The sequence below is a fragment of the Bacillus sp. FSL R9-9530 genome (assembly GCF_038008145.1).
GTDB lineage: Bacteria > Bacillota > Bacilli > Bacillales > Bacillaceae_G > Bacillus_A > Bacillus_A mycoides.
This window is the reverse complement of the sequence record NZ_JBBOYO010000001.1, coordinates 579,253-605,350: the sequence shown is the minus strand read 5'-3', so window position 1 is coordinate 605,350 and position 26,098 is coordinate 579,253. Positions and strand designations below refer to the sequence as shown.

The 26,098-nt window shown below is 32.6% G+C and carries 21 protein-coding genes and 3 pseudogenes; 7 read left to right on the top strand and 17 right to left on the bottom strand.

Translation table 11 applies throughout. The annotated features are described in order from the left end of the window. Window positions 1-14: 14 nt before the first annotated feature. Entirely contained in the window at window positions 15-572 is a 558-nt protein-coding gene (locus MKX66_RS02910) for a DUF7010 family protein (RefSeq protein WP_326997153.1), read from the bottom strand. 27 nt (window positions 573-599) lie between these two features. Next, on the bottom strand, window positions 600-1,439 hold the full coding sequence (locus MKX66_RS02905; RefSeq protein WP_326997152.1) for a phosphotransferase: 840 nt from the start codon (window positions 1,437-1,439) through the stop codon (window positions 600-602). A gap of 176 nt (window positions 1,440-1,615) precedes the next feature. Here MKX66_RS02905 and MKX66_RS02900 point away from each other — a divergent pair, with 176 nt between their 5' ends. Further along, window positions 1,616-1,825: a hypothetical protein gene (locus MKX66_RS02900; RefSeq protein ID WP_044443258.1), complete on the top strand. Its 210-nt coding sequence runs from the start codon at window positions 1,616-1,618 to the stop codon at window positions 1,823-1,825. 138 nt (window positions 1,826-1,963) lie between these two features. Here MKX66_RS02900 and MKX66_RS02895 read toward each other — a convergent pair whose 3' ends face one another. From MKX66_RS02895 to MKX66_RS02880, 4 genes are all read right to left on the bottom strand, one after another. Next, the gene (locus tag MKX66_RS02895) at window positions 1,964-2,863 is read right to left on the bottom strand and encodes a PhzF family phenazine biosynthesis isomerase (protein ID WP_341085449.1); all 900 of its coding nucleotides are present in this window, start codon (window positions 2,861-2,863) and stop codon (window positions 1,964-1,966) included. Window positions 2,864-2,874: 11 nt separating this feature from the next. Further along, on the bottom strand, window positions 2,875-3,438 hold the full coding sequence (locus MKX66_RS02890; RefSeq protein WP_159146940.1) for a GNAT family N-acetyltransferase: 564 nt from the start codon (window positions 3,436-3,438) through the stop codon (window positions 2,875-2,877). 144 nt (window positions 3,439-3,582) lie between these two features. Beyond that, the gene (locus MKX66_RS02885) at window positions 3,583-5,085 is read right to left on the bottom strand and encodes a class I adenylate-forming enzyme family protein (RefSeq protein WP_341085448.1); all 1,503 of its coding nucleotides are present in this window, start codon (window positions 5,083-5,085) and stop codon (window positions 3,583-3,585) included. A 211-nt stretch (window positions 5,086-5,296) separates the two neighbouring features. Next, entirely contained in the window at window positions 5,297-5,830 is a 534-nt protein-coding gene (locus MKX66_RS02880) for an NAD(P)H-dependent oxidoreductase (RefSeq protein ID WP_341085446.1), read from the bottom strand. A gap of 124 nt (window positions 5,831-5,954) precedes the next feature. Between MKX66_RS02880 and MKX66_RS02875 the strand changes: the two genes are divergently transcribed. Further along, the gene (locus tag MKX66_RS02875; RefSeq protein ID WP_002033301.1) at window positions 5,955-6,278 is read left to right on the top strand and encodes a winged helix-turn-helix transcriptional regulator; all 324 of its coding nucleotides are present in this window, start codon (window positions 5,955-5,957) and stop codon (window positions 6,276-6,278) included. 247 nt (window positions 6,279-6,525) lie between these two features. Here MKX66_RS02875 and MKX66_RS02870 read toward each other — a convergent pair whose 3' ends face one another. The 3 genes from MKX66_RS02870 to sigI form a co-directional block, all read right to left on the bottom strand. Further along, complete coding sequence (locus tag MKX66_RS02870; protein ID WP_000661861.1) at window positions 6,526-6,792, bottom strand: ArsR/SmtB family transcription factor; 267 nt, start codon at window positions 6,790-6,792, stop codon at window positions 6,526-6,528. A 184-nt stretch (window positions 6,793-6,976) separates the two neighbouring features. Next, window positions 6,977-8,389, bottom strand: a complete 1,413-nt coding sequence (locus tag MKX66_RS02865) for an anti-sigma factor domain-containing protein (RefSeq protein ID WP_341085444.1) — start codon at window positions 8,387-8,389, stop codon at window positions 6,977-6,979. Continuing rightward, the gene (sigI, locus tag MKX66_RS02860; RefSeq protein ID WP_002128341.1) at window positions 8,382-9,104 is read right to left on the bottom strand and encodes an RNA polymerase sigma factor SigI; all 723 of its coding nucleotides are present in this window, start codon (window positions 9,102-9,104) and stop codon (window positions 8,382-8,384) included. Before sigI ends, MKX66_RS02865 begins: the two co-directional genes overlap by 8 nt. A gap of 516 nt (window positions 9,105-9,620) precedes the next feature. Between sigI and MKX66_RS02855 the strand changes: the two genes are divergently transcribed. Further along, window positions 9,621-9,827 (top strand): hypothetical protein, encoded by a 207-nt coding sequence (locus MKX66_RS02855; protein WP_215589990.1) that lies wholly within the window; start codon window positions 9,621-9,623, stop codon window positions 9,825-9,827. A gap of 68 nt (window positions 9,828-9,895) precedes the next feature. Here MKX66_RS02855 and MKX66_RS02850 read toward each other — a convergent pair. The 3 pseudogenes from MKX66_RS02850 to MKX66_RS02840 form a co-directional block, all read right to left on the bottom strand. After that, window positions 9,896-10,172: pseudogene (locus MKX66_RS02850) on the bottom strand (hypothetical protein). 154 nt (window positions 10,173-10,326) lie between these two features. Further along, window positions 10,327-10,686: pseudogene (locus tag MKX66_RS02845) on the bottom strand (recombinase family protein); the annotation flags it as partial. Further along, a pseudogene (locus MKX66_RS02840) lies at window positions 10,679-10,747 on the bottom strand (Holliday junction resolvase RecU); the annotation flags it as partial. The pseudogenes MKX66_RS02845 and MKX66_RS02840, both read right to left, overlap by 8 nt. Before the next feature lie 129 nt (window positions 10,748-10,876). Here MKX66_RS02840 and MKX66_RS02835 point away from each other — a divergent pair. Beyond that, entirely contained in the window at window positions 10,877-11,173 is a 297-nt protein-coding gene (locus MKX66_RS02835; protein WP_002142559.1) for a hypothetical protein, read from the top strand. 1,048 nt (window positions 11,174-12,221) lie between these two features. On the opposite strand, the gene MKX66_RS02830 is transcribed toward MKX66_RS02835, so the two are convergent. Together MKX66_RS02830 and MKX66_RS02825 are read right to left on the bottom strand one after the other, a co-directional pair. Then, entirely contained in the window at window positions 12,222-12,368 is a 147-nt protein-coding gene (locus MKX66_RS02830) for a hypothetical protein (protein WP_165773204.1), read from the bottom strand. A gap of 206 nt (window positions 12,369-12,574) precedes the next feature. Further along, on the bottom strand, window positions 12,575-13,318 hold the full coding sequence (locus MKX66_RS02825) for a M15 family metallopeptidase (RefSeq protein WP_033709884.1): 744 nt from the start codon (window positions 13,316-13,318) through the stop codon (window positions 12,575-12,577). A 244-nt stretch (window positions 13,319-13,562) separates the two neighbouring features. Here MKX66_RS02825 and MKX66_RS02820 point away from each other — a divergent pair, with 244 nt between their 5' ends. Continuing rightward, entirely contained in the window at window positions 13,563-13,817 is a 255-nt protein-coding gene (locus MKX66_RS02820; protein ID WP_341085441.1) for a SunI/YnzG family protein, read from the top strand. Window positions 13,818-14,284: 467 nt separating this feature from the next. Here the strand turns inward: MKX66_RS02820 and MKX66_RS02815 are convergent, their stop codons facing one another. After that, complete coding sequence (locus tag MKX66_RS02815; protein ID WP_341085440.1) at window positions 14,285-17,566, bottom strand: VaFE repeat-containing surface-anchored protein; 3,282 nt, start codon at window positions 17,564-17,566, stop codon at window positions 14,285-14,287. A 1,014-nt stretch (window positions 17,567-18,580) separates the two neighbouring features. Between MKX66_RS02815 and MKX66_RS02810 the strand changes: the two genes are divergently transcribed. Next, a complete protein-coding gene (locus MKX66_RS02810) occupies window positions 18,581-19,837 on the top strand; it encodes an ATP-binding protein (RefSeq protein WP_016100949.1) in 1,257 nt (418 codons plus the stop codon). Between the two features lie 1,809 nt (window positions 19,838-21,646). Continuing rightward, window positions 21,647-22,279, top strand: a complete 633-nt coding sequence (locus tag MKX66_RS02805) for a lysozyme family protein (RefSeq protein WP_002035240.1) — start codon at window positions 21,647-21,649, stop codon at window positions 22,277-22,279. A 780-nt stretch (window positions 22,280-23,059) separates the two neighbouring features. Here MKX66_RS02805 and MKX66_RS02800 read toward each other — a convergent pair. After that, window positions 23,060-23,497 carry an NUDIX hydrolase gene (locus MKX66_RS02800; RefSeq protein ID WP_002066317.1) on the bottom strand — a complete coding sequence of 146 codons (438 nt, stop codon included), beginning with the start codon at window positions 23,495-23,497 and terminating at the stop codon, window positions 23,060-23,062. Window positions 23,498-24,242: 745 nt separating this feature from the next. Next, entirely contained in the window at window positions 24,243-26,096 is a 1,854-nt protein-coding gene (locus MKX66_RS02795) for an ABC transporter permease (protein ID WP_340780500.1), read from the bottom strand. Window positions 26,097-26,098 lie beyond the last annotated feature (2 nt).

Here is a 26,098-nt window from a genome sequence, read left to right as displayed (position 1 = left end):
CCTTTAATTTTTTATTAAGCTGATATTTGTTGATAGTTTTCTGCTTTTTTATTTTCGATTACTAAACCTATTAGAGTCAGTAAATAGACAGCTGTAACTGACAATGGAATTACAATAAGTCCATTGTCTGCAAAAAGAATCCCGCAAACTGACGTCACAAATACGGTTCCTACTGACAATACACCATAACTTTTACTTTCATAAATCCATACGTACGGTACAAAATGAACACCTATTAACATTGCTACTACAAAAGGTAACCATTCTGGAAATTGAAAATATGCAAGTAACACTAACGGAATATTTAATACATTTATCCCACCAATTATTCCAGCTAAAGTCCCTAGCGAATTTCCTTTCGCAAACATATCAATTTTCAATATAGCAGCTATCATTAAGCCACAAGGAAATACACAACCCATACCAATTAAATACACCCACACAACTTGTTTTTCTGAAAGAAGAATACCCGTTACACTCACTACAATCCAAAACAAAATACCAGCTATTATAACAGGAATTCCCCTCTTCGTTCTTTGTGCTAAATCTCGTTTTGCTTCTGCTATGTTCATTTCACTATCTCCCCCAAACTATTTGTACTATAAAGCCGGCTCAATTTCGTTCATCCAATAACACCAAGCTACTAAGTAATCTTCTAAATCTTTCGGGTGGTGTCTCAAACATGTATCTATACGCAAATATAAACCTATGACTATTTCCTCATATAAATCTCGTTCTTTTTTATGAAATATACATGGTTTTATCGCATAACCAATCACTTCTTTTGTTAAATCTTCCGGAGTTGAACAGAACGCGTAAATTAAATCATATAGAGGATCCCCTAACACTGGTAACGGATCTATCACGCCATATAACTTGTTTTCTTGAAATATAAAGTTATGGAATCCGCAATCACCATGTAATAAAAATGGCTGATTTACTCCAGCGTCCCTATTTGCTAGTTTAAGAACAATTCTATAATGTTCCTCACTTATGTAACGTCTTACATTTTCATAAGCTTCCATCACATTTGCCGTTAAAAATTCATTCCAAGATTGAATCGGACTTTCTTTCCATCCCCAGCCTTCTGCCCCTGGAACCATTTTATACTTATTGATAACTTCTTTTACAAGTGTACGAAGCGTACTTCGTTTATATCCTTGTTTACACGAAGTATTACCTTCAAGGAAAGAATACACGAAATATGTATGTAAAGGTTCCTTATACAAAAGCTTTGAAAATAAACTATTCTCCTCATAAAATGAGAGAAAATTAGCTTCTTCACGTATTACTTCCGCTTCATTCAGCTTTACTACATATTTTTCGTCCAACAAATATACAGTACTTGTCGTTCCTCCGTTCAACGCTTTTACGCTATTTGGATCATGTGAAATAACTTTCTCCTTAACTAGTTGTGCAGCAATTATTGAAATGTCCATTCTCTCACCCTTTAATTCCGAAGATTCCCCCAATTCAAAAGACAACTTTACTATTATTTGACAAACGAATAGGAAACCCCTTCCAAAATCTTAATATAACAAAAAATCATTTACTTTTATATTTCAAAAATAAGGAAATACTATCAACAACGTTACATACATATTAGGAGGACAATATGAAACCTGAATTTTTAAAAGCAGTACATGATGCCATTGGAAGTGTCGAACACATTCATATAGAAGAAAGCGGTGCCGACAGCTTACTTATCCATCATGATGATGCACAGCAATTACAACAAGTCGCTAAAACGTTAGAAAACAACAATTTCCGCTCTGCTTTAAGAACAACTGGAGATGCTTCGTATATTGAAGTGTTGAACAGATAATGAAGGTCTGGATGTATTCCGGGCTTTCTTTTTTTATCCCGCTATTTGCCGTGCAGTAAGACCTCCACCTCAAAATTCAGCGGAAGTAAAGAAGTTAGGTGGGGGATGAACAAAACCCCCACTGATTAAAGTTTCACTTTATATTGAAACTTCAAACTCTTTCACATACACCGCTGTTCCCGCAATATCTATTTGTAACTTCTCATTTTCTACATCTTTCGTTACATAAACCATTACACGACCATCTTTATTTATTTCCTGTCCTTGCTCAACGATTAACTCCAGTTCATGGTCAAAATCTTTCTTCAAATACCTCTCATAGTACGCTCCCATCACACCTGAAGCTGTTCCTGTCACAGGATCTTCAATCGTTCCAGCATAAGGTGATGAAAAATGACGACCGTGCATTTGCACCTGTTCATCATAAGTTTCTAGACAAACTGGATGGATAGAAGCCTTAGGTATTTCTTTTAATACCGATGGAAACGCCTCATTTTTAGGTTTCATTCTTTCACATGCATCTAGATTTTTAATCGGTACAATTACAGTCCAGTTCCCCGTACTTCCATATACAATTGGTACACTTGCATCTAAATCAGTTACTTCTAACCCGATACTATGAGCTAATTCTTCTTTTGAACCTGCAAAATCTTTAAACTGAGGTGCTGCCTGCCTCATTTTAATAAAGGTTTCTCCATTTTCATTTGCACCTATTTGTATCGGTAAAATACCTGCCTTCGTTTCAATCGTAAGGTTTGTTTTTTCTTCTAATAAACCTCTTTCACGCAAGGCATATATAGTTCCAACTGTCCCATGACCACATAAATCCATTTCAAACCCTGGTGTAAAATAGCGCATTCTTATATCTGCTACTTCTGAAGAAAGAACGAAAGATGTTTCGTTAAATCCAACTTTTTCAGCAATACGCTGCATGTCCTCTTCCGTTAATCCATCCACCTCTAATACAATACCTGCTGGATTTCCCATATTTGGTTTATTCGTAAATGCGTCGTAATGAAATACGTTTATAGTCTTCATTTTTTAACCCCTTATTTGTTCGTTTCATTATTTTTATAATAAATAAGAAAATCTGCCCACTTACCATTCCCCATAGAAAATGCCTCTCTCGTACATTCAAATGAAAAACCAGCTCTTTCTGCAAGACGAACGGATGGCTCATTATCGATATGTATATGTAATTCGATTCTATGAAATTGAAGGCCATTAAAAAATAACGGCAGCGCAGCTTTTACACTTTCTACTCCGTATCCATTTTTCCAATGTTGATTATGAATAGAGTAACCCATCATCGCCCATTGATAGTCCATACGTAAAATTTTTATAAGTTCTAGCTTTCCAATATTGGCGCCATCTTCTTTCTGAAAAATACCTAACACATACATTTCATCCCGTCGTGCCGCCTCATCAAATCCTCTTATCCATTCCGTAAACCACTCTTTCGTTGAAGACGACATGTCATGATAGCCATCATCGTATTTATATTGAGATGGTAACCTCTTATTGAATCCATCTAACCAACTTTCATAATCCTCTTTTTGAAATGGACGAATAATCAGTCTCTCTGTCTCTACTTGTAATAGTGGCAGCTTCATTTATATCTCTTCCTTTAATTGTTAATTGAATATTCTTTATTATCTTACACAAAATACAAAATCTAGTAAATCATTATGTTTTTTATAAACAAAAATCCAGTTATGCTTTTTACATAACTGGATTCTTCATTATTTAATAACCTTTTATTTCACAAGAAAAACATCCCTTAATTCCCTCTTCAACACTTTCCCTAAAGCGTTTTTCGGTAATTCGTCCATAAATACAACTTCTGGTATTTTATAGCTTGCTAGTTTTTCTTTACAATGCTGAATAATCTCTTCTTCTGTTAAAGACGTTTGATTGTCCTTTACAATGTAAGCTGTTGGGACCTCCCCCCAAAAGTCATTTGGAATCCCAACTACTGCAACTTCTAAAACGCCATTTATTTCATGAATTACATCTTCTACTTGATCTGGATATACGTTGTCACCACCGCGTACGATAACGTCTTTATATCTTCCCATAATATGTAGAAATCCATCATCATCTATCATACCGGCATCACCCATGTTAAACCAATTATCTTTTACTACCTTCTTTGTTGCCTCTTCATTATTCCAATATCCTTTAAACATGTACGGGCTTTTCACGTGAATCTCTCCAACTTTATTTGTTGTTAGCTCATCACCTGTTTCTGGATGAACAATTTTCAACTCAACATGCTTAAGTGTTTTCCCTACAGAAGACATTTTTTCTTTTCCCATATTTGGATGCCAAGAAGTTACTACCCAACCTTCTGTACTCCCATAACCTTGCACCATATAAATGCCTTTTTCCATATATTTTTGAATGAGTGTTTCTGGCACTTTTGTACCACCACTTTGCGCTACTTTAAAGGCCGAAATGTTGCGCTCTTTATTATCTAATTCATCAAGCATGTAACTATAAACAGCTGGGAACGCAAGCATCGTAGTAATTTTCTCTTCTTCAATCTTATCCCAAATAAGAGTAGGATTCGAATCAGCTAAAAAGACCATCGTAACGCCATGATAAATACAATTTAAAATAGAAAGCACGCCACTCATATGAAACAATGGGTGCACTGATAAAAAGCGTTCACCTGCTGGAATTTCTCTTTGCCCCGCAATTTCAGTAAAATAATGGTGTAAGTTTTTATGACCAATTACACATGCTTTTGCCTGTCCAGTCGTTCCTGAAGTAAATAAGTAAATGGCATCATCATCTTCATGAACTTCCACATTCGGCTCTGTTATTGGCTGTTCCTTTGATTTTAATTCAAATGAGCCAAATCCTTCTTTTGTCGTCTCAATTACATAAGGAATTTCTTTAACTGCATTAATCTTTAATACAACTTCACTAAATTCATCATCAATAACTAATACTTTTAATCTCGCTTCTTTTACAATCGATTCTAATTCATAAGCTGTAAGCTGATGATTAAGCGGAATAAATATCGCTCCAATTTTTAAGCTTGCCATCATAACGCTTGGAAACGGATGATTATTTTTGCATAGAATTCCTATACGATCCCCTCTTTTCACACCGGTATGTAACAAATAATGTGCAAGCTGATTTACTCGTTCATTATACTGCTGAAACGAATACCTTTTCTCTCCACCGATAAGCGCTTCCAAATTTGGTGACTGCATTGCTCTTTTTTGTAATAATTGTCGCATCGTTCTCAAGTAAAACTCCCCTTTATATATGTTAGGATTTTTATTTTACCAGATTAATTATTAATTTACTAAAGATTAAACTTGGTGAATTTAAATGAAGTAAATCTTTAGTCGATGTGGGGTGTTCATCTCCACTGATTATTAGTCCACACCTTACGGGCTGTTAATGCGGGATAAACAAAAATAGCCATCTACTTAACAAGTAAATGGCTATTTCTCCTTATATATTAGAAAACTCCTTATTCATCACATATTTCACATACTCAGGTGCACTTTTGTCAATCTCTTCATCACTGATTTCATATTCCGCACCATATAAATAAAATGATGGTATAAATTCCATTCCTGTATATAAGCTCGTAGCGTGGAATGGTTTCGTTAATTCATCCATTGTAATTCCGGTATTTTTATAGTCTTTTTCTAACCCACCTATAGAAATAGCTACACCAAATTCTTTCCCCTTCACTTTATCCCCTTTTGATCCATAGGCAAATCCATATGTTAATACATCATCGAACCATTTTTTTAATAATGGTGGTGAGCTATACCAGTAGAGTGGAAATTGGAATATATATCGGTCGTGCTCTACTAACAGCTTTTGTTCTTCTTCAATATTAAATTGCCAATTTGGTGCCACTTTATATAATTCATGCACCGTTATTTCATCTGGATATTTCTCAAGTTCTTCTACCCATCTTTTATTAATTCGAGACTTTTCAATATCAGGATGTGCTACAATTACAAGTGTTTTCATATATTTTCTTCCCCCTTATAAATAATTCAAACGCTTTAGTATTAGTATGAATGAGTCACATATAATTGAAAAGTACGTACTTTAAAGTGCTATAGGAACCTTAAAGTACCTTTGGAGGTGTTATATGAATCAAAATGATAATTGCCCAATCGCAACGACACTCGACGTGATCGGTGGAAAATGGAAAATTCATATTTTATGTGTTTTGGCGGATGGAAAAATGCGAACAAATGAAATAAAACGAGAAATTCCAAACATTACACAAAAAGTTCTCACACAGCAACTTCGGCAACTTGAGGCTGATGGGATTATCCATCGTACTGTATATCAAGAAGTACCACCAAAGGTTGAGTACACAATAAGCGAACATGGAAAATCTTTAATGCAAATTATGGATGAACTATTTGAATGGGGAAAAGACCATCAGATCAAAAGATTACATGACTAAAAAAACTACCAAATTCTTTACATACTAGTGGGAATGGCACATCACTATCAAGCTAACAAAAAGACCCTAATAAGAAAACCTTCATTTTTATAATCCATTTAAACTTTAGCTTGATAGTGATACGGCAAGACCCTAATAAAGAAATGTATTAAACAAATTAAAAACAACAACACATACGACTAATGTTAATAAGAAAATTATAGTCGCTGAATTGCTTACTTAATTTTGAAATCTAAACAGTTACCCTTTAAGCCAAGCTTAATAATATCGCTTTTGTACGATTATCTGTTACTTCATAATAAATTTCTAACCCTTTCCGAGTACCTGTAACGACCTTTGTAGCTTTTAGTTTAGATAAATGTTGACTAATTGTACTTTGAGGCATTTGTAATGTTTCATACATTGTCGTTACGTTAATAGGACCTTTTGCAAGCATTATTTTTACTAATGATAAACGAACAGGATGTGCTAATACCTTCAATACTTCAGTGATTTCTTCATACATTTCTTTCATATTTTTTCTCCCCTTTTATATAAACATTAATGATATCCATATATATAATTCGAAAGGATATACGATTTTATGTCCGTCATTTTAAAAAAATGTTAAAAAATATCTTCAGATGGAAGGAATCTCCCCTCCGTTCAATATTCTATAGATTTTTCTTTCACTAAATATTATGTGGTAGGAGCTTTCCTTACTGAGACCCTCTGCCATTGTTCCCTTGCTGGTGCCCATTATTCCCTTGCGATCCTCTACCGTTGTTTTCTTGCTGATGCCCATTATTCCCTTGCGATTCTCTTCCGTTGTTCCCTTGACCATTCCCATTACTCCCTTGCGATTCTCTTCCGTTGTTTCCTTGCCCATTCCCATTATTCCCTTGCGATTCTCTTCCGTTGTTCCCTTGACCATTCCCATTATTCCCTTGCGATTCTCTTCCGTTATTCTCTTGCTGATGCCCATTATTCCCTTGTGATCCTCTACCGTTGTTTTCTTGCTGGTGTCCATTATTTTCTTTTTGTGGACCTCTACCGTTGTTTTCTTGCTGATGTCCATTATTCCCTTGCGATTCTCTTCCGTTGTTCCCTTGCTGGTTTCCATTATTCCCTTGGGACCCTCTGCCGTTGTTTCCTTGCCCATTTCCATTATTTCCTTGTGACTCTCTGCCGTTGTTTCCTTGCCCATTTCCATTATTTCCTTGGGACCCTCTGCCGTTGTTTCCTTGCCCATTCCCATTATTTCCTTGTGATCCTCTTCCGTTGTTCTCTTGCTGATTCCCATTATTTTCTTTTATTTGCTTCGGTTGTTGTTCCTTAGATTGCTTTTGTTCTATATGCTCTTTCTTCTCGTTGCTTTCTTCTTTTACAGGAGATGCGTCCGATGATGCATCAGAAGATGACTTTTGTTGTTCTTGATTAGACGGAGGTGCAGGTGGAGTAAGCGATTTTTGCTTCTCATTCTCTTGTTTTATATAAACGCCCGTTCCAACCCCTGCTTTCTTGGCATCCTCCCGCATTTGCATCGTACTGCTTTGATATTCAACTGTAATATGTTTTATCTCATACTCTTTCTTTAATTCTTGCATAGCCTTTTCCAACTGAGGTTCTAACGACTTGTCCTTTGTAACAGCTGTTAGCATAACTTGCTTATCATTCGTTAAGTACTTATCCTTTTGACTCTGCTTTATAATAGTACGTATTACGTCTTGCAGATGCTTATTTTCCCACCCTTTCATTTCTTTTAAAATACGCCTTCCATCATCATTACAAGCCCGCAAATCTATAACACGAAGATCTTCCGTTACGCTCGCCTCTAAACTTGGATTTATATCAACTGAGACATAAGCAAACACTTTTTCTTCCGGTTGATTGTAGAAAAACAGCAATACGCATAGAAAACCAGCAACAATTACTGTTGTAGGCTTTAAGAAAGGTGGCATTGAAAAACGCGGCATTGAAAAACGCGGTGCTCTTTGCTCTTGTTCGTTAAACGAGATTTCCTCTCCAATCATGTAAGAGTGTACTTTTCTTTTAAACGTAATAAACTCTCCATTTGGAGTTAAAACAACTACGTTATGTTTCTTTATATCCATCACAATTCCTTTATTCATCATGCTTCTCCCCTCTTATATAATCCAGAATATATGTATAGTTGTTTGCAAAGATAATACACATCGCAATAATGTATTTTCGATGTCGCTCCAACGTTTTACGACTTACCCTAACACGTGGTTCAATATGTTTAAGGGGTAACTTTTTCTTTCGGAACAGCTCTTCCATCATTTTCTCGTCTTTTATAATAATCTTTACAATTTCTATTAAGTGCTCACGCGTATCACGATGCTTAGGGGATTCCTTAGCAAGCTCTGAAAATGTAATTTTAAACTCAGCTAGCACACTTTGAAAATGAAGAATTTCCTCCTTACGGTTACTATTTTCCATCTCTTTCATATACTCCGTAAGCGATACTTGTATTTCTAATATTTCCTCTTGCTTATCTTCTTTTAAAAAGACAAGATTATGCTTAGACTCCTTGCGTATATAGTCAATTACATCTCTTTTTATAAGAAGATCAGCAAACGCTAGAAAAGATTTTCCTTTTTTATATGAATACTGTTCAATTGCTTCGTTAAATGCAAATAATCCAATGCTATATTCATCATCCTGCTCTGTAATGTACCTGCGGCAGACAGACGATATTGATTTTCTAATAAACGGCTGATACTGTACGATAAAAGCTTCCTTATCTCCACCGTTGTTTTGTATGTTAAATACGATATCTTCTATTTTCGTTTTTTTTAAGATTTTCATTACTAAACTCAACACTAGTAATCTCCCTGCCTCCTTCTGCTTCAAATAGCAAAATGGTCACTAAACAAGTGACCATTTAACCACATTTTCTTAGTACTTTTCTTTGGGCTTGTCTACTTGCTGGTGCTCATATTTTTCGAGGCCGACTTTTTATATGACTATTTTTTCCACTTGTACTAAAGTGACGTCTGTATTTTGTATTACTTTCTTGTTTTCTTTTGCAATACCACTTGTTCTTCTTGCTCTTTTCTATTTTAGCTGCAATCTTTGAATAACTCTTCGCTATATTTTTGGTAATTTTAGCTTTTTCTTTCATTTATTTTCTTCTACTTATATATATTCGAAGGAACAAATAGTTTTATGGGGGTCAAAAAATTTTTTTTATAAAATAGTTATTTTTTCAAAAATAAAAACCATCAATTGGAAGAAACTCGTTATAACTCCTCCTTATGGTAATTCCTTTGTAAACCTTTTTATTTAAATGTACAATTGTATTAAAAGCCTAAAATTTCAGAATCGGAGGGCAGCGTCATGAAAAGTTTTGGTACGTTAGTAATCTCTACCGTCATTTCAGCAGGCTTAGTGTATTATAATATCGATTCCTTTTATAATAAATTTACATCCGGGAATACATATTACTGGGTAAACGGTATCCTAGCTGCTGGATTCTTTATATCCTTAATTATCAACATAAAAGATATCATCAAGAAAAACTACACAACTTCTGAATCAAATTAAGGAGCCTATTATGGTTCCTTTTTCTATGCAAAATAAAAAAGCAGCTGTTAAGCTACTTTGAATTCTTCTTATCCCCAAATGAAATGATATATATTCTCCCGTTACACGTTCATTAATTCCAGCGATCCTAGCGAATCTCATTAAGTCCGCCCCTTGAAGAAAATACACCGAGATCGTAACTGGTACTTGTGACCACATGAATTGATAAAGCTCATTCACTCTCTGATTCGTCGAAACGATTAAATCATTTACAGGTCCATGATTCCATGCAGAGGTTTGAACTGAAGTGAACGGAAGGTCTTTTCCATTAACCACTATTCTTACCACACTTTGAGTTATGTCCACAACAATCCCCTCCACCATTACAGAATTTAGACCTGTTTCTATACTCATATTCTTGATTAATAATAAATGTTTAAGGCAAACCCCTATTTTCATTTCTACTCAAGAACAATTTATTTGATAAAATAAAAAAGCAGCGCATTCGCTACTTTAAAATCTACATACTTCCCTTTTCTTTTGCTCTCTCATAAAGAACCGTGCGGCTTACACCTGTAACTTCACATATCTTCTTTACTGTAAACTTGTTTTCCTTTCGGTTTGCAAGCAGATCTAAAGCATGTTCCATATTAGGATTATCATCATCGTACTTCTTAGGGCGCCCTTTATAAACACCACGCTCTTTAGCTAGTTCAATACCTTCTCGTTGCCGCATTCGAATTAGGTCACGTTCTAACTGATTAACACCAGCCATTACAGTGAGTAGGAAAGTGCTGTATGGATTATCGCTTGTAGTATCAAGCCAATTGTCTTTTAACGACTTAATAGAAGCGCCTTTTTCTTTAATTGTTTCTATGATACATTTCATTCGCTAGATTGATAAGCATTTCAAATGCCATCCCACGGTTTCCGAGTCCCATTGTTATTCCTCGCTTTCTATTAAAAGGATTATTTTGTTAAAAAATTGATTCTAATTTATAACCTCTATCTTTTTCTTTTATTTCCCATTAAAATTGAGTAAAACTATTTTGATAACATAGGAGAAAGCTATGAAACATAACCTCAATCTATGGTCCTTTATATGCTCTTTGATTTGCGTTGGACTATTCCGTTTATATTTTGAAATTCCACTTGAATTATTCAAATTTTTCACGGATTCATTACACATTCACCCTTTATTTATATTACTAGTTTTAACAATAGGAACTTTTTTTGCTGGCATTATAGGATTTTCTAAGATGAATAATTGGATTGCGATGCTTAGGAGTGTAGCAACAGTCTTACTAACATTGTTATTATCAGTGTTTTTAACACTAACTTTGATTGTGGGTTATGCATTAAGTTAAACGTAGTTTTTTATGATTAAAACTCAATATTCCGTCAATAATATAGATGACATTAGATTTTTCTCCTTGTTCCCCCTTGGAGATGAGCAGTTAGTTTTTGCTAACTGCTCTTATATTTATAACAAAGATAAGATTCTTTAGAATGATTCTTCTTTATTTCTCAATATAAGGAGCCTTGGATTTTCATTAAAACTCCTGTAGTATATGAACAAAGAGTAAGGTAAGAGTTACTCTTTGCCATTTTAGGAAAGGTTCTGTTGGAAACAACAGGACCTTTTTTCGTAAAGAGATGGTTTTGTTTAATTTCTCACCACTAACCACAAAAAACATCTTATAATCGTTATATACTAAATTAAAATAATGGATTAGGAGTAGATCAAATGCCAGTTACACTAGAACTTATTCTTTTCATTCTTCTAGCAATTAGCGCTATTGGCTATTTAGTAAAAGAATTTCAAAAAACTAGGAAAAGAACACTTGGAATTTCACTAGAATTCTTGGTTCTTTTCTGGTCAATATGGAGAATATCGACTATCATAATCTGATTTGTAAAACATGAATTCCTTCGAATAAAAATCAATATTATGTCCATAATGTTGATAGGCTGTATGCCAAAATCCATTTAGTTTTCTCTGTATCTCCTTGTATTGAGCAGTTAGTTTTTGCTAGCTGCTCTTTTATTTATGAAAAAAGATAAAAATTTTTATAATGATTCTTCTTTATTTCTCAATATAAGGAGCCTTGGATTTTCATTAAAACTCCTGTAGTATATGAACAAAGAGTAAGGTAAGAGTTACTCTTTGCCATTTTAGGAAAGGTTCTGTTGGAAACAGCGGAACCTTTTTTTCGTGATTTAAAGGTACTAAGACAAAATGAAATATTTACCATGAAGGTAATTGTTAAATATTTTACGCTTATACAGTATAATAGGATAGTTATTGTGTATTGGCATTAAGAGGAGCGTCCTGATTAAGCGCTTCTCTTTTTTTATAAAATAGCTCCAAATTACTTGGACACATTTACCAGTTTATTCAACACAAATATCATGTTAAAATCCCTTTTGAATACGACATAACTCAACTTGGTGAAGCCCTGTAATATTTCCTATAGGGCTTCTTTTTTTACAAGCAGTTATTTCATTACGCTGACTATCTTGTTGTGCAAAATAACGATTTTGTTCACTTTTTTGATACATTTATAAAACATTCATATGTTATCTTCAGTAAGTTCTATTTCCTTTATAATATTGTGTGAAGTATACCAACGAACGAAGCCTAAAAAACTCTAATGAAGTGATGAAAAAAACCTAATTTCTCTACAAAACATTGAGAAATTAGGCTTTTTAATAGAAAAAGTAGCATTCATAAACAATGAATACAGTTTAACTCTTCAATTCTATTTTCACAGATTCATATATTCTTCTAAAGTCAGTTTTTCCTTATATATATTTTCAGCAATATCTCCTACATAGCGAATATGCCAAGGTTCATATGCATAACCCGTAATACTTTCCTTCCCCTTAGGATAACGAATGATAAACCCTGCACGATGCGCGTTTTCTTTCAGCCATTTTCCTTCCTTCGTATTCGCAAAGGATAGCTCTAGTTCATTGTTCGCACTTTTAGAAGAAACATCCATCGTTAACCCTGTTTGATGTTCGCTATGCCCTGGCTTTGCAGAGAAGCGATCCGTATGCTCTTGCCCTTTCTTTTTAACATTGTTGGCATACAGACCTTTTTGATACTCATAGGAACGAAATCCTGAAACAGCATTCAACTGGATCCCATCTTGCTTAGCTAAAAGGAATAGTTTTTCTAACGCTTCCGCTGCTTCTTTACGAAGATGACTCTTTTCTACCGTTCCACTAAATGAGAACGGTACATTTGGTACAACTAAATCCTCTGGCATATAGTCTTCGGGTAAACCATATTCCTTATTTACTACAGCCTGTATACTAGCAAAGGAACTTGCTATCTTATTTGAAGTCCCATTTTGCTTACTATTTTTTTCTTTATTTATGGAGTTTTCACTAGTTTCATGGTTTGTCTTATATGGTTCTTTACCAATAGATATATTGGTGTAAATGATAAAGATACCTAACATTACTACTATACAAGTTAAGGTTCCTACTAATTTAAGTCTCATCATTCATTTCCTTCCTGCAACTCCTACTGTTACTCATTCATCATACTTCAACCATATCAAATCCATATTAATTCCCTGTGAACTTTTCTTCATAACGTATTCCTTAATAGATTGATAGTATATCTTCCCTTTCTTTTGGCACCCTTAAAAAATCAGCTCTATTCATACATGTAGAAAAATAATCTAAAAATTCGTATAATAAGATAAGAAGTGTAGCATTCTATTATAGAAAGGTCTTGGTATAATGCTAGGTATTGATGTCAAAAAAACAAAAGAAGAGTTAATTATTTCATGGCAATTTGCGGAGGTCACGATTCCATTACTTGATGTGATTGAGGTTACCGAAGATGCTACCTATGCGGGTGTTGAAGAACCAAGTGCGATCCGTATCGGAACAGCATATGGGACAACTGATCGTATATTAATTAGAACTGTAAAACAAAATTATGTATTATTTACTACGAATAAAGTGTCGATTTTAAACGCAATTCACGCGTAACAATGAGTAGATAAACGCGCTTAAACAAAGTTCAAGTGAAATAAAAAGGTGCAAAGTCATAGAATTGACTTCGCACCTTTTTTAAAACAATCTATATGAATGAAAATTCCCTTTAACATTTCAGTAAGGCCAAAGCCACTTCTGTCACACCATACTACTTTGTGTCCCATTTATCTAAATTGAAGAGATAACGCTCTCTTTTTTGATAAAATTATCTCTATAATGATAGCAGGAAAGGATTTGTTGCTTTATCACGGCAGAAAAAACACAGTTTGTAAAAAAAGAGCATTATATCCCCCAGTTCTCTATGAGACCTTTTGAAATAGCTAAGGGATTTTGTCTCACAGTGAATTTAGAAGCTGACACTTTGGAAGCTAAGGAAAAGAAAACAGGGAATTATTACAACAACTCAAAAATAAGCAACTAGATTAAAATACTGTAAATAGGACTAAATTATTTTTTAATTTTTATGCATTTTTACGTTTTAGGAAAATCACTCCACCAACAATTAACAATAATGCACCTGCAGCCATAGAGATCCAGCTTGTAAGGTCAGCGCCTGTTTGCGGTAACCATCCAATTTTAGATTGAATTTCTTTCTTAGGTTGTGGTTGCTCTTTTACTTGCTCTTTAGGTTGCTCTGATGTTGGAGTATTTTTATCTTGATTCGGCTGTTCTGGTTTTGGTTGTTCCGGTTTTACCTCTTTAAATTTCACCGTTTGACCCTTATCTTCGATGTCAACATGAATAGCAACCAAGACATTATCTTGATACAATTCTTCAAACACTACTACTTCTTTACCTTGTAATGCAGATGCATTAAATGTGAAATCGAGTGTGATAGAACCATTTTTTTCTTTTGCAGTAAACTTAGATTCTACTGTTACTTCTTTATCATCAACTAATAATGGTTTTTTTGTTGTTTTATCCATTAGTTTGCCTTTTACAACGTACTCTTTACCCACGATTAAGTCTTTGTATTCCACTTTATCTTGGATTGTTACAGATTTAGAAGCGTCTAACTCTTTAGAACCATCAGCTTTGTTTGTAGCTGTTGTTTTAATGGAAGGCTCTACAAATCGAACTGTTTGACCTACATCGTTAATGTCAGCGTGAGTTGCAATTACTTGACCTTCATGCAATAAGTCTTCAAACACAACTACTTCTCTTCCTTGCTGTTCAGCACCAACGAAAGTAAAGTCTAATGTTACAAAACCATTCTTTTCTTTTGCAATGAACTTAGTCTCTGTTGTTATTTCTTTACCATCAATTAATAATGGTTTGTTAATAGCTTTGTTCATTAATTTACCTTTTACAGTGTACTCTTTACCAACAACTAAGTTAGTATACTCTACTTTATCTTGAATAGTGATAGAATCCTTTGAATGAATCTCTTTTCCACCATCAGCTTTGTTTGTAGCAGTTGTTTTTACTGATGGCTTAACGAACTTAACTGTTTGACCTTTATCATTGATATCAGCATGTGTAGTAACAACTTTTCCGTCTTTCAGTAACTCTTCGAATACTACTACTTCTTTTTCTTCTAAACCAGTTGCATCAAAAGTGAAATCTAGTGTAATAGAACCATTTGCTTCTTTTGGTGTAAACTTAGTTTCAGCAGTTACTTCTTTACCATTTACAACTAATGGTTTATTAGTCTCTTTATCCATTAATTTACCTTTTAAAGTGTACTCTTTACCTACTTGTAGGTCTTTGTATTCCACTTTATCTTGGATTGTTACAGACTTAGAAGTGTGCATTTCTTTTGTACCATCGGTTTTATCAGTAGCTGTTGTTTTTACTGATGGAATCTTTTCATCTTTGACAATATGTTTAATGATTTGACCATTCTCTTTGATCTCAAAAGAGAATATTTCTTCATTCAATACATAACCTTTTGGTGCAACAGTTTCTTTATATGTGTATTTTCCAAATGGTAACTTTTCAAACTTCGCGATACCTTTATCGTCTGTTTTCCCTTTAACTACTTCTTTTCCTGCTTCATTATAAATAGTAAACTCTGCATTCGGAAGCTTATTGTTTCCATCAGCTACATCAACTTTTGTAATTTCTAGATCACCTTTGATAAGATGATTAACTGCTAATAGCTCAATAATTTTCCCGTGTTCCTTTATTTCGAACACAATTGGTTCTGTAATAAGAACGTAACCATTTGGAGAAGCCTTTTCTACAAATGAATATTTACCATACGCTAAATCTTTGACGTTAACTTCACCATTTTTATCTGTCTTATATTCCCCAATTACTTTCCCGCTTGCATCTTTTAGCTCGAATACTGCACCTTCTAATTTTTTACTGATATCTTCATTATCTACTTTTAGTAATTTCACACTACCTTTCACTTCTGCATTTTCCACTGTAAAAGTAAGTGTTTTATTGTGCTCTTTAATTTCAAAAGGATACTTTGTTTTATTTCCAATATATCCATTAGGTGTTTTTGTCTCTAAGAAATAATATTTACCATACGTAAGACCATCAACATTTGCAATTCCATTTTCTTTTGTTACTACTTTTTTCACTTCTTTTCCATCTTCAGTAAAGACCGTGAATTCAACATTAGGCAACATCTTACCTGAATCACTAAGTTTTTTTATTTCGATGTTACCTTTTACTTTGTTGTTTACTACTTGAACAGCTCCTATTTCCCCTGTCTTAACTTCAATAGTTTGTGGTTTATCACCTGAAACATAACCTGTTGGTGCTTTAATTTCTTTTACTGTGTAGGTACCAATTGGTAGGTTATTTAATTCTGCAGTACCATCAGCACCCGTCGTGATTTTTCCAACTGATTCATTATTTGCATTAAAGACTTCAAATACTGCACCAGCTAATATTTCTCCATTTTCCCCAACCTTTTTAATTTTTAAAGAACCAGCAGCTTCCCAATTTACTGCAAGGTCACTACTAAGCTTTTCCTCATTTCTTTCTAGTAGCACTGTAGCATTCTGAACAGTATCAGTACCGCGATAAGCAATTGCTTGAACTTTAGTTAAATTTGCAGCAACACTTAGATTAAATTCACCTGTTTTTGTATCTTTAGGAATTTGGATACGAAATTTTTCCCCAAGTGAAAGCTGATCTTTCACTTCTCCATTTTCACTAACAATTTTAACTCCATTAGGTGCATTTTTCGCTACTACTTTATAAGAACCACTCTTAGCATTTGTTTGTACTGTGTATAGGTTTGTTTCAAAAAACTCACCCTTTAATTCTGCCTTTTGCTTTTCAGCAGGAATCACATTCATAAAAATATCTTGAGTATCTTCACTTGTATTTGCAGCATTAATAATTGTCTTAGCCGCTTTTTCAACATTTTTATTTTCATGCTTTAATTCATTTACATCAAGTTGACCTAATGCATTCCAAACCGCAAGCTGAGTTGCATAATGTGCTTCATTCTTATTAGCTACTCCCAGTTTTTCTATACTTTTTTGTGGGAAACCATTTAATAGAACCCTATATACTACATTATCTGTTTTCCCCATTTCAGGAAGATCTTCACCATTTGGTGATTTTAAACCTAGAGTTAAACAATAAGCAATTTGACCGCTTGAATTTTTGATAATTTCAGTTCGGATATCCTTTCCTAAACTGTTGCTATAACTCCAGTTCATTGAATACTTTTCATGCGTCATAACCTCCGCATTTGCCTTCGGTAGAAACACATTAAAGAATAATGCTAGTACTGATAATAATGCAAAAACTCTTTTAACAACTCTTTTCCCCAATTTTAAAACCTCCTTAGATAAAATGAATCTGATGCATTATTCAAATATTTAAAATAATCACAACAAAGATATTTCATATTATAAGACATAAAGTTACAAATATTATATTATTTTTACAAATTATTTATTTTCTCAACATTCACTATAAATTATAATATTAAAACATTTCATTTCACAAAAGTAACAATATTAGAATACCTTAACAAAATAAGAAACTTGGTAAAATACTAGAATAACGGTAGTTGGAGTACGGAAACGATTCTTCGCATGAAGGACCACTACAAAGATATTTTCAGATTGAATATATGTATTAATAATGAAATTTTATTGCATTTACACCTGCAATGTTTATATAAAAGATAGTAAATTATGTTTTTATTGGAGTTTTTCTATTAGTTTACTGGAAATTTGCATTATTATGTGACAATAAATATCATTGTATTTAATATAAAATGATATAAAAAAAGGGGTACGTGGGTAATTATCGGAACTTTCAATCGATTAATTATACTAAAATTAGTATTAAGAATATTAGTATAAAAGTAACAACGTTATTACTAAGTTCGAATATTGGTCTAAGTACCCTAGCCTAGCATCTCAATGGTAACCTCTTGAATACTTTTACGTTTTTAAATAAATTAAAATAACAAAAAAATAATAATTTTTAATTTTTTCTTTGTAATTTAATAAGTTGCATGTTAATATGGCGAAGGTTATAAAATGGATTTCGCCATACACAATGTTTTTTCGGAATATTCACTCCAGAGAAACGTAACTATTTCAGTAATTTGCTTCATCTTTTACCTATACAAGGGCTACTTTCAATTTTTTTGTTCATAAATAAAAGTAACTTTTTATTCTATCTTCCTCATCGATTTTAATATAAATGGTAAAAAAGCACTTTTTCAAGTGCCCTTCCTTTTCTTTTTTAAAGATAGAAAATCTAATAAAATCAAACACCTAGATTAAACACATACATAATCCTACTTACAAACTCTCAGAGAGGTATAAACTATGGGAATTCCTACACTATTATTAAATACATTTATTATTATTATTTGTATCCTTAGTTACCAAGTATTTTGGCTAGAACATAAAGAAAAAATGGCATGTAATAATATATTAATTTCTGTACTTTCCTCCATTGCAATTATTTTTTGTATGACTTTTCCTTTTCATTTACACGCTGGGTTCATTTATGATTTACGTTTTATTCCCATTATATTAGTTTTTCTATATGGAAATACAAAGAGCATTATTTGTATTGGAGTTTTATATCTTTCCTATAGATTTTACTTAGGTGGAAGCGGAGTCTTCCCATCATTTATTATCTTTACTGTTATTTCTGTTATTACAATCATGTTTCGTTACTTGTCACCTACTTATTTCAAGGAAAAGAAGATATTATTAAGTATTCTACTTATTTTGATATGTACAACTTCCCTTTCTATCTGCGGTATTGTAACGCAAATAAATACAGGTGGTAAAATTGACTCTACTCTCATTGAATTTTTATTCAATTATATAATCATAAATATTTTCACAGTATTATTATCAGTTTATTTAATAGAAGGAATGATCGAGAAATATAAAATAAAAGAAAGAATGCAAAGAGCAGAAAAATTTTATATAGCTAGCGAACTAGCTGCATCGATCGCGCATGAAATTCATAATCCACTGACCACGGTACGTGGATTCACTCAATTACTAAATGAAGATGAGAGTGCTAAGATGTCTCAAGATAAGTACTTAGAAATTATGTTACTTGAAATGCAGCAAATACAATCTACTATTAATAACTATTTATCTTTAACCAAACCACAAAACATTATAAAAGAGGAACTAGATATTAATTACATATTAAATCAAGTGAAAGATAATATTTCACCACTCGCTCTTTCATATAATGTTGAAATAAAACAGCATATTACAACAGATTCCCTTTACATAAATGCTAATACTGAAAAATTAAAAATATGTCTAACCAACATCATACAAAATGGAATTGAGGCTATGAAAAATGGTGGCGTATTACAAATAAATATACAAAAAATAAAAGATAATATTGTAATTGATATTATTGATACAGGAATAGGAATGTCTTCCCAACAAATAAAACGTATTGCCTTGCCATTTTATTCAACAACAGAAAAAGGTACTGGGCTTGGTACTATGATTGCGTACAGTATTATTAAAGAATTAAACGGAGATATAGAGATAGAAAGTGAACTAGGAAAAGGAACACACTTTTCTATCACTATCCCCTGCTAATATAATAGAAGATTTATTTAAATGATATTATTTTGCACCAGAACCATATAAAAAGAAGACGTAACTATTCGTCCTCTTTTTATATGGTTCTGGTGCAAAAATGTTAGTTAGAAACATAGAGTAGCAATTTCACAATTTATTCACAAGTACCGTTAAGCGCAAGTTTACGTTAAGTATGCTATTTGCATAATAATGTTTTCAAGAAAAAAGTAGCTGTACTTTTGTGCAGCTACCTTTTTATGCAATAAATCAGTAATAGATATTCGCGCTGCAATAAATGCCCCTTTTATACTTTGAAATGTAATTTACAAACTACAATTTGACATAATTCTAATAGTATGGGATGTATATTTCTCCATAAAAGCAACTTATTTTTATCTCTTTTAAACAATTTATCATATTATTTTCATCTAATTAGGCACAGAAACATTTTGCAAAATCTTACTACTTTTAGGAAAAACGTTTTTAGGGTACATTTTAAAATAGCTCTTTTTCTTTGAAATGTTTCTGTGCTTAATATTTAAAATATCTTATGTAAAAATTTTCCGCAACAAATATGTTAAATTATTCATAATTATATATAATACGGAATATTAAAGTTAAATATTCCGTATTATACTCTATTAAATATAGCGTATTTAATTTATTAGTAATTAATTTATTAGTCTAAGTATGAATTATAAAGTATATTCGTTTAAAATTGTCACAATATAATTTTATATTCGACGTTTTTAATTACTCGTGAAACATTTGCAAATGTTTTAACCGTTATGTATAAGGTAAATATCCCCTCTAAATATAAGATTTACTTAATTTAGATTCTTTCTCTCATAGTCGTAATGTCGAAAAAAGTCGAATTTTTATATTTTTTCTTTATTTTCTAGTTGTAAACGTTTTATTTTCATGTTACCATCTTAATCAAACATTAGATGGTAATAAAACTTAAAGTATTTCTTTCCCTTAGAGACATATAAACGTTCGGTAATACCATGAAAATAAGACCAAAGAAATATGAGTTACCTGATAAAAGATTTAATAGGATTTTTACCACTTTAATTTTCTGTTAATTCAGAATGTAACACTTTAACATTTTGTCCCTAAACAAAATTTAAATTTTAGTGTGGTAAACTCAAAAAGCTAAATCACCCACCCAAATTAATAAATGATATATCCTGTTATATCTAGCGATCAGTCATGAGAAATAGATTTCTTCCTAAGAAAACTTAGCCCATTAATAAAAAGTGTCTAAATTTCTATCTTTATTACCATCTATTGTTGATAACATATTTACCAACTATAAAAAAGAGCCTATTGAAGGTTCTTTTTATTATAATCATTAGCACTTCAATTATTGATAATCATTGGTGTTGAATCTTTATTCCCTCACCTTATATAGCTTTCTTTTATTAACACTTGAAGACTTATTGAGGTACGGTTCTGATTTTAATTTTTTTTTTATTTTTAAGCGACTAATTTCCGAATGATGGGCCATCCACAGTTTTATATCTAATAAAGAAAGAATTATATCTGTTTCAAGTGATATTTTGCTTACCTCCTTCTCTCTTATGGGTTATGTAGATAATATATCTCTTGAATCTGGAGCCTTTAGAACACATAATAGATACCCTAAAAAATGGACTTTATTTTATCTTTATCTTATCTTTACCTTATCTTTAAATTTTTCTATTAAACTTAGCATTTAGAAAAAATTTTTCGAGTCTAAAAAAGCTGGGAAATAGAGAATTATTGAATTTTTTAATAACCAGCCACCATTGAAAATAGGGTTTCTTGTAAAAGGAGGAGTAATATTTGAAGAATAAGAGAAAAGTACAAACTATTATATTATTCTTTATTAGTATTTTAGGGTTAGGAACAATAATCGGGATACTATATTTTAATGACAAAACCAATACTCAAAAAAATAAAGCGTTTGCTACCGAGGAACGTTTATTGCAATATGAGCCCATCATGAAAAAAGAATTAGAAAAATATAATTTGGGAGAAAAAACAGCAATTTTACTAGGAATTATGTACCACGAGAGTAGGGGTGAGGGCAACGACCCTATGCAATCTTCCGAATCACTTGGATTAAAGCCAAATGAAATCCAAGAGATAAACTTGAGCATTAAACAAGGGGTAAAGCACTTTGTTCAAATGTATAGATATGGAGAAGAAAAAGGTGTTAGCATGGATACAATTATTCAAAGCTATAATATGGGGCCAGGCTATATTGATTTTATTGCCAATCAAGAAGCTAAACAACACTCGGAAGATACAGCTAAACAGTTTTCTAAGTTGAAAGTTGATCAGAATCCAGCTACATACACTTGTGGTGGAAATAAACAAAATTTTAGATATCCATATTGTTACGGTGATTTCACATATACAACAAAAGTGAATGAAAAAGCAAAACTTATTGAAGAACGCCTCCAAAAAAATTAAAATTTTATATATTTGTTTGAAGGAGTTTTCCATTTACTTTTATATGGTTTTTCATCAACTTTTATCCCCTCTTACCATCTAAATGTATATATACAACTATCGTATCATATTTCAATTTAAATACGGCTCTAGTTACATATTTCGCAAGAAATCTATCCAGAATATAAATAAAATCACCATTTCACATGAAATAGTATCCACTTAGCGAATTCATTAGGCATAAAAATAAATGTAGATTCAATAAAAAGAGAGTACCCTCGCTATTGGTGCTCTCAATGTGAATTGGGGTTTATCCTGAGCATTGAATAGGACACGAAGAACTCGTCCTGTTACATAATATTATGCTTGTCCATATTATAATGTGCAATAAAAAAAGCACCCTCGCCCAGGCGCCAAGAGATACATATACGTTGAGGTAACTAACACGTTAGAAAAGGCCCTTCCATATCATTGTATGATTATCAATTATCTTTATACCTAGCAGACTCATTAAATACGTTTAATGTATCATTTCTATTAGTTTAACCATGCCTAATGTCATCCAATTCATGGTTAGTATTCTAAATAGACCAACGATGTATTATAATACTTTATATATCCAAGGAGGTTTACTATGCTTAATTTTCATAAAACATTCCCCATCTTAGGATTCTTTTGGTTTTTATATAGTTTTATCGGCATCATCTTTTTATTACTATTCCTTAGCGTGTAGTAACGACGCGTATAAATATATGTTTAATGTGTGATTTCTATTATCGGCTTTGTTAACTAACACTTAAATTATTTTAACAGCCTTTTGTTTAATTCCCACAAAGCTGTTTTGTTACTATCCCATTTTAAAAGCGTTACGGCTTCCTCAAAGCACAACCATTTATACTTGAAGTGTTCTTTAGATAATTTAATATTTTTTGTAGGAACTTTAACTCCAAAAGAAAATTCTTTTATTACATAAACATCTTCTCCCCAAAGAAATTCACCAACTACATCCTCTACTGGTAGTGAAGACACAGAATCTAGTTTTATATATGGACATTCTCTTATAATACCAGCCTCTTCAAACGCTTCCCGTTTTGCTGATTCAATAGGAGTCTCACCATCTTCTCCACCACCAGCTATTCCTTGCCAATAACCATAATCACTTCGATTAAAAATGCCATATTGAATGGAATCATCAGTTTTTATATAAGGAAATATCAATACTTGATACGGCGCTCTCATTGCTTAACCTCCTCTCGAAAAAATATGAACAATTTATTCACTAACTTGCTATTTTAGTAAATAAAGAGCCAACATCAAAATTCTACATTAATAATGCAGGTTTATGGTATCGGCTCTCCATTTTTTAAGAATTTTATTTTTCATAAATAGGTTTACTCTTAACGTGATAAAAACCTGCTTATTTCTTATTTAATTTGCTTAGCGTGTTTTTTTTCGAAATGCTGGCGGTATCACATGTTGACTAACCAGTCCAAATAGTCCCTAAAACGGTCGTTTAAGGAACTTTATTTATATCTATCAAAACTGACTGAAATATGTTTAAAATTCAGTTCAAAAACTCATTACCAAAAACAAAGTTTTATATCAAACATCAAATACCGTTTATGGAACACTCTTAATGTACGGAAAACCAAGTTTTTTAAATAAAAAGTTCCTTAGCGTACGAAATTCGCGTTATGTTGGCGGGACCACATGCCCATCAAGCTAATATTTTAGAGTACCCCCAAAACGAAAAAAATGAACTTAATTCTCATAAATAAATAATAGAGAGAAAAATCCGTTTTAGTTTATTTCAAAACCTTAGGTCGATGGATGTGTGGTGCTATTCTCTATAATAAGAAGTATAATTTCATTAGAATTTTACCATTCTTTTTATTCCTCACTTAATATTTTCACCAGAACTGAAAAAGCTGTCCCAATAAGGATGTTATTCAACAAACCTTTAGGACAGCTTCATTTTGAAATCTTAATCTTTTTTTGGAAGAACAATTCCTTTATATAATTGAACTGTAATGAAGTAGTAAATCACGTAAATAACTACAAAAATAACGATTGGAAGCCATACACGGTAGTACGGATTAATTAAGAAATACGAAAACATATTCATACCAACTAATACGTGGACAATACCAACCATTGCTGGAAATAAGAATACTAAGAATAACTCTTTATAGATTGACATCGTTAATAATTCACGGCGAACACCGATTTTACGAAGCATTTGATAACGTGTAATATCGTTGGATGCCCCAGATAGAACTTTAAACATTAAACAACTTGCCATCATCGCTAGGAAAGCAATGCCTAAGAAGAACCCCATAAATACAGTTCCACTTGAGATACCGTAAATTACAGAATACCCAGAGTACTTACTGAATAAATTCAACTCATCTTTTACATTGTTATATTTAGCTAGTTGTAACTCGTCAAGTTTTTTCCATTCTTTTGTATGTGTTACAAAATCATCAGATTCCCCAATTAATACCATACCTTCTTCACCTTGTAGGCTATCATACATTTTTTGATTTACAATTTTAATGGTATGATCAGGGTGAACATACTCAGGTTCAATTGTACGGAATCCCTCATTCCACATTTGTGGCATCTCTTTTACATCAGGCCCTTGTTCTACATTTGTTCCTGAAATCGCTCCTATTGGAAGCTCTTCAGAAATACGTTTGAATTTACCTGCACTTTCTTGTCCTTCGCCGTCTCGTACAAGCGGGCGATTTTTATCTAAGTCTTCTTTTAAATAGTAAACAAATTTATCATCTGTTTTGTAACGATATTCATTTTTCTCTTTAAATATAATACCATCTAAAATTTTCTTCTCTTCTTTGTTTGGATTATGAATCACTACATCATAATGATTAAAACTGTTTACTGAAAGCATAACGTTATTTTTAAACGCCATACCGCCAGCGATCGCTCCAGCCCCCAGAGCTACTAACATTGTGACTGTTGCTAGTACTTTAGTTAGGCTATTAATACGGAAGTTTAACTGTGCAAAAGTAAAGGCATTCAGTCCTTTTTCACTACGTTTTTTATTACCCTTTAATTTTTTAATAATGAGCGGTAGGAATGTTCCAAATAACATGTAAGTTCCTGATGTTACTGTGATTAAAGCGATAATAATTCCATTTTGCTTTAACTTATCCATGTAAATCATAGAAGCATAGCCAATTGCTAACAAAATAATTGCTAGGACTGCAATAACAACTGTTTTCGCTCCTCCTACAGATGTACGTTCTGTCTTAGAACCTGCATGAACAAGTTGCAGGACGGAAATACGTGATAGTTTAAAACTATTCATAATCGCGGAAAAAACAAATAATACAAAAAAGAAAAGACAAGTAACATTTACTGATGGAATATAAAGTGCTTGATAACCACTGGCAGTAAAATCAAGCTGTTTCATCAGTAACTGACCAACACCTTGTGAAAGGCCTATACCCATCGTAATCCCGATTACAAGAGATGCGATCCCTAATACAACTGTTTCAATAAACATAAGCATTGTCACCTTATGTTTTTTTGCGCCTAACATCATATACATACCGAACTCTTTTTGACGGAGCGATAATAAGAAAGAATTCGCATATAAAATATAGAAGAAGGTAATAATCGCAAGTAAGACTGAACCTGCATAAAAGACGAAAACAATAGGGCCAAGTGTAGAACTTTCTTTAAGAAAAGATTCATTCAGTGCTAGCGTTTGGAACATATAAAAAATAGAAATCGACATGATAAGGCCAACAAGTAAGACAATATAATCTTTAAGCTTACTTGTTAGACCTGACATAGATAGTTTGAATAACATGG

Coding starts and splice junctions, on each gene's coding strand:
- MKX66_RS02835 (WP_002142559.1), top strand. CDS start 10,877: ATGAAACATAACCTCAATCTATGGTCCTTTATATGCTCTTTGATTTGC.
- MKX66_RS02905 (WP_326997152.1), bottom strand. CDS start 1,439: ATGGACATTTCAATAATTGCTGCACAACTAGTTAAGGAGAAAGTTATT.
- MKX66_RS02895 (WP_341085449.1), bottom strand. CDS start 2,863: ATGAAGACTATAAACGTATTTCATTACGACGCATTTACGAATAAACCA.
- MKX66_RS02830 (WP_165773204.1), bottom strand. CDS start 12,368: ATGTATCAAAAAAGTGAACAAAATCGTTATTTTGCACAACAAGATAGT.
- MKX66_RS02875 (WP_002033301.1), top strand. CDS start 5,955: ATGAATCAAAATGATAATTGCCCAATCGCAACGACACTCGACGTGATC.
- MKX66_RS02910 (WP_326997153.1), bottom strand. CDS start 572: ATGAACATAGCAGAAGCAAAACGAGATTTAGCACAAAGAACGAAGAGG.
- MKX66_RS02865 (WP_341085444.1), bottom strand. CDS start 8,389: ATGAATAAAGGAATTGTGATGGATATAAAGAAACATAACGTAGTTGTT.
- MKX66_RS02820 (WP_341085441.1), top strand. CDS start 13,563: ATGCTAGGTATTGATGTCAAAAAAACAAAAGAAGAGTTAATTATTTCA.
- MKX66_RS02855 (WP_215589990.1), top strand. CDS start 9,621: ATGAAAAGTTTTGGTACGTTAGTAATCTCTACCGTCATTTCAGCAGGC.
- MKX66_RS02890 (WP_159146940.1), bottom strand. CDS start 3,438: ATGAAGCTGCCACTATTACAAGTAGAGACAGAGAGACTGATTATTCGT.
- MKX66_RS02900 (WP_044443258.1), top strand. CDS start 1,616: ATGAAACCTGAATTTTTAAAAGCAGTACATGATGCCATTGGAAGTGTC.
- MKX66_RS02870 (WP_000661861.1), bottom strand. CDS start 6,792: ATGAAAGAAATGTATGAAGAAATCACTGAAGTATTGAAGGTATTAGCA.
- MKX66_RS02800 (WP_002066317.1), bottom strand. CDS start 23,497: ATGAGAGCGCCGTATCAAGTATTGATATTTCCTTATATAAAAACTGAT.
- MKX66_RS02825 (WP_033709884.1), bottom strand. CDS start 13,318: ATGAGACTTAAATTAGTAGGAACCTTAACTTGTATAGTAGTAATGTTA.
- MKX66_RS02795 (WP_340780500.1), bottom strand. CDS start 26,096: ATGTTATTCAAACTATCTATGTCAGGTCTAACAAGTAAGCTTAAAGAT.
- MKX66_RS02810 (WP_016100949.1), top strand. CDS start 18,581: ATGGGAATTCCTACACTATTATTAAATACATTTATTATTATTATTTGT.
- MKX66_RS02880 (WP_341085446.1), bottom strand. CDS start 5,830: ATGAAAACACTTGTAATTGTAGCACATCCTGATATTGAAAAGTCTCGA.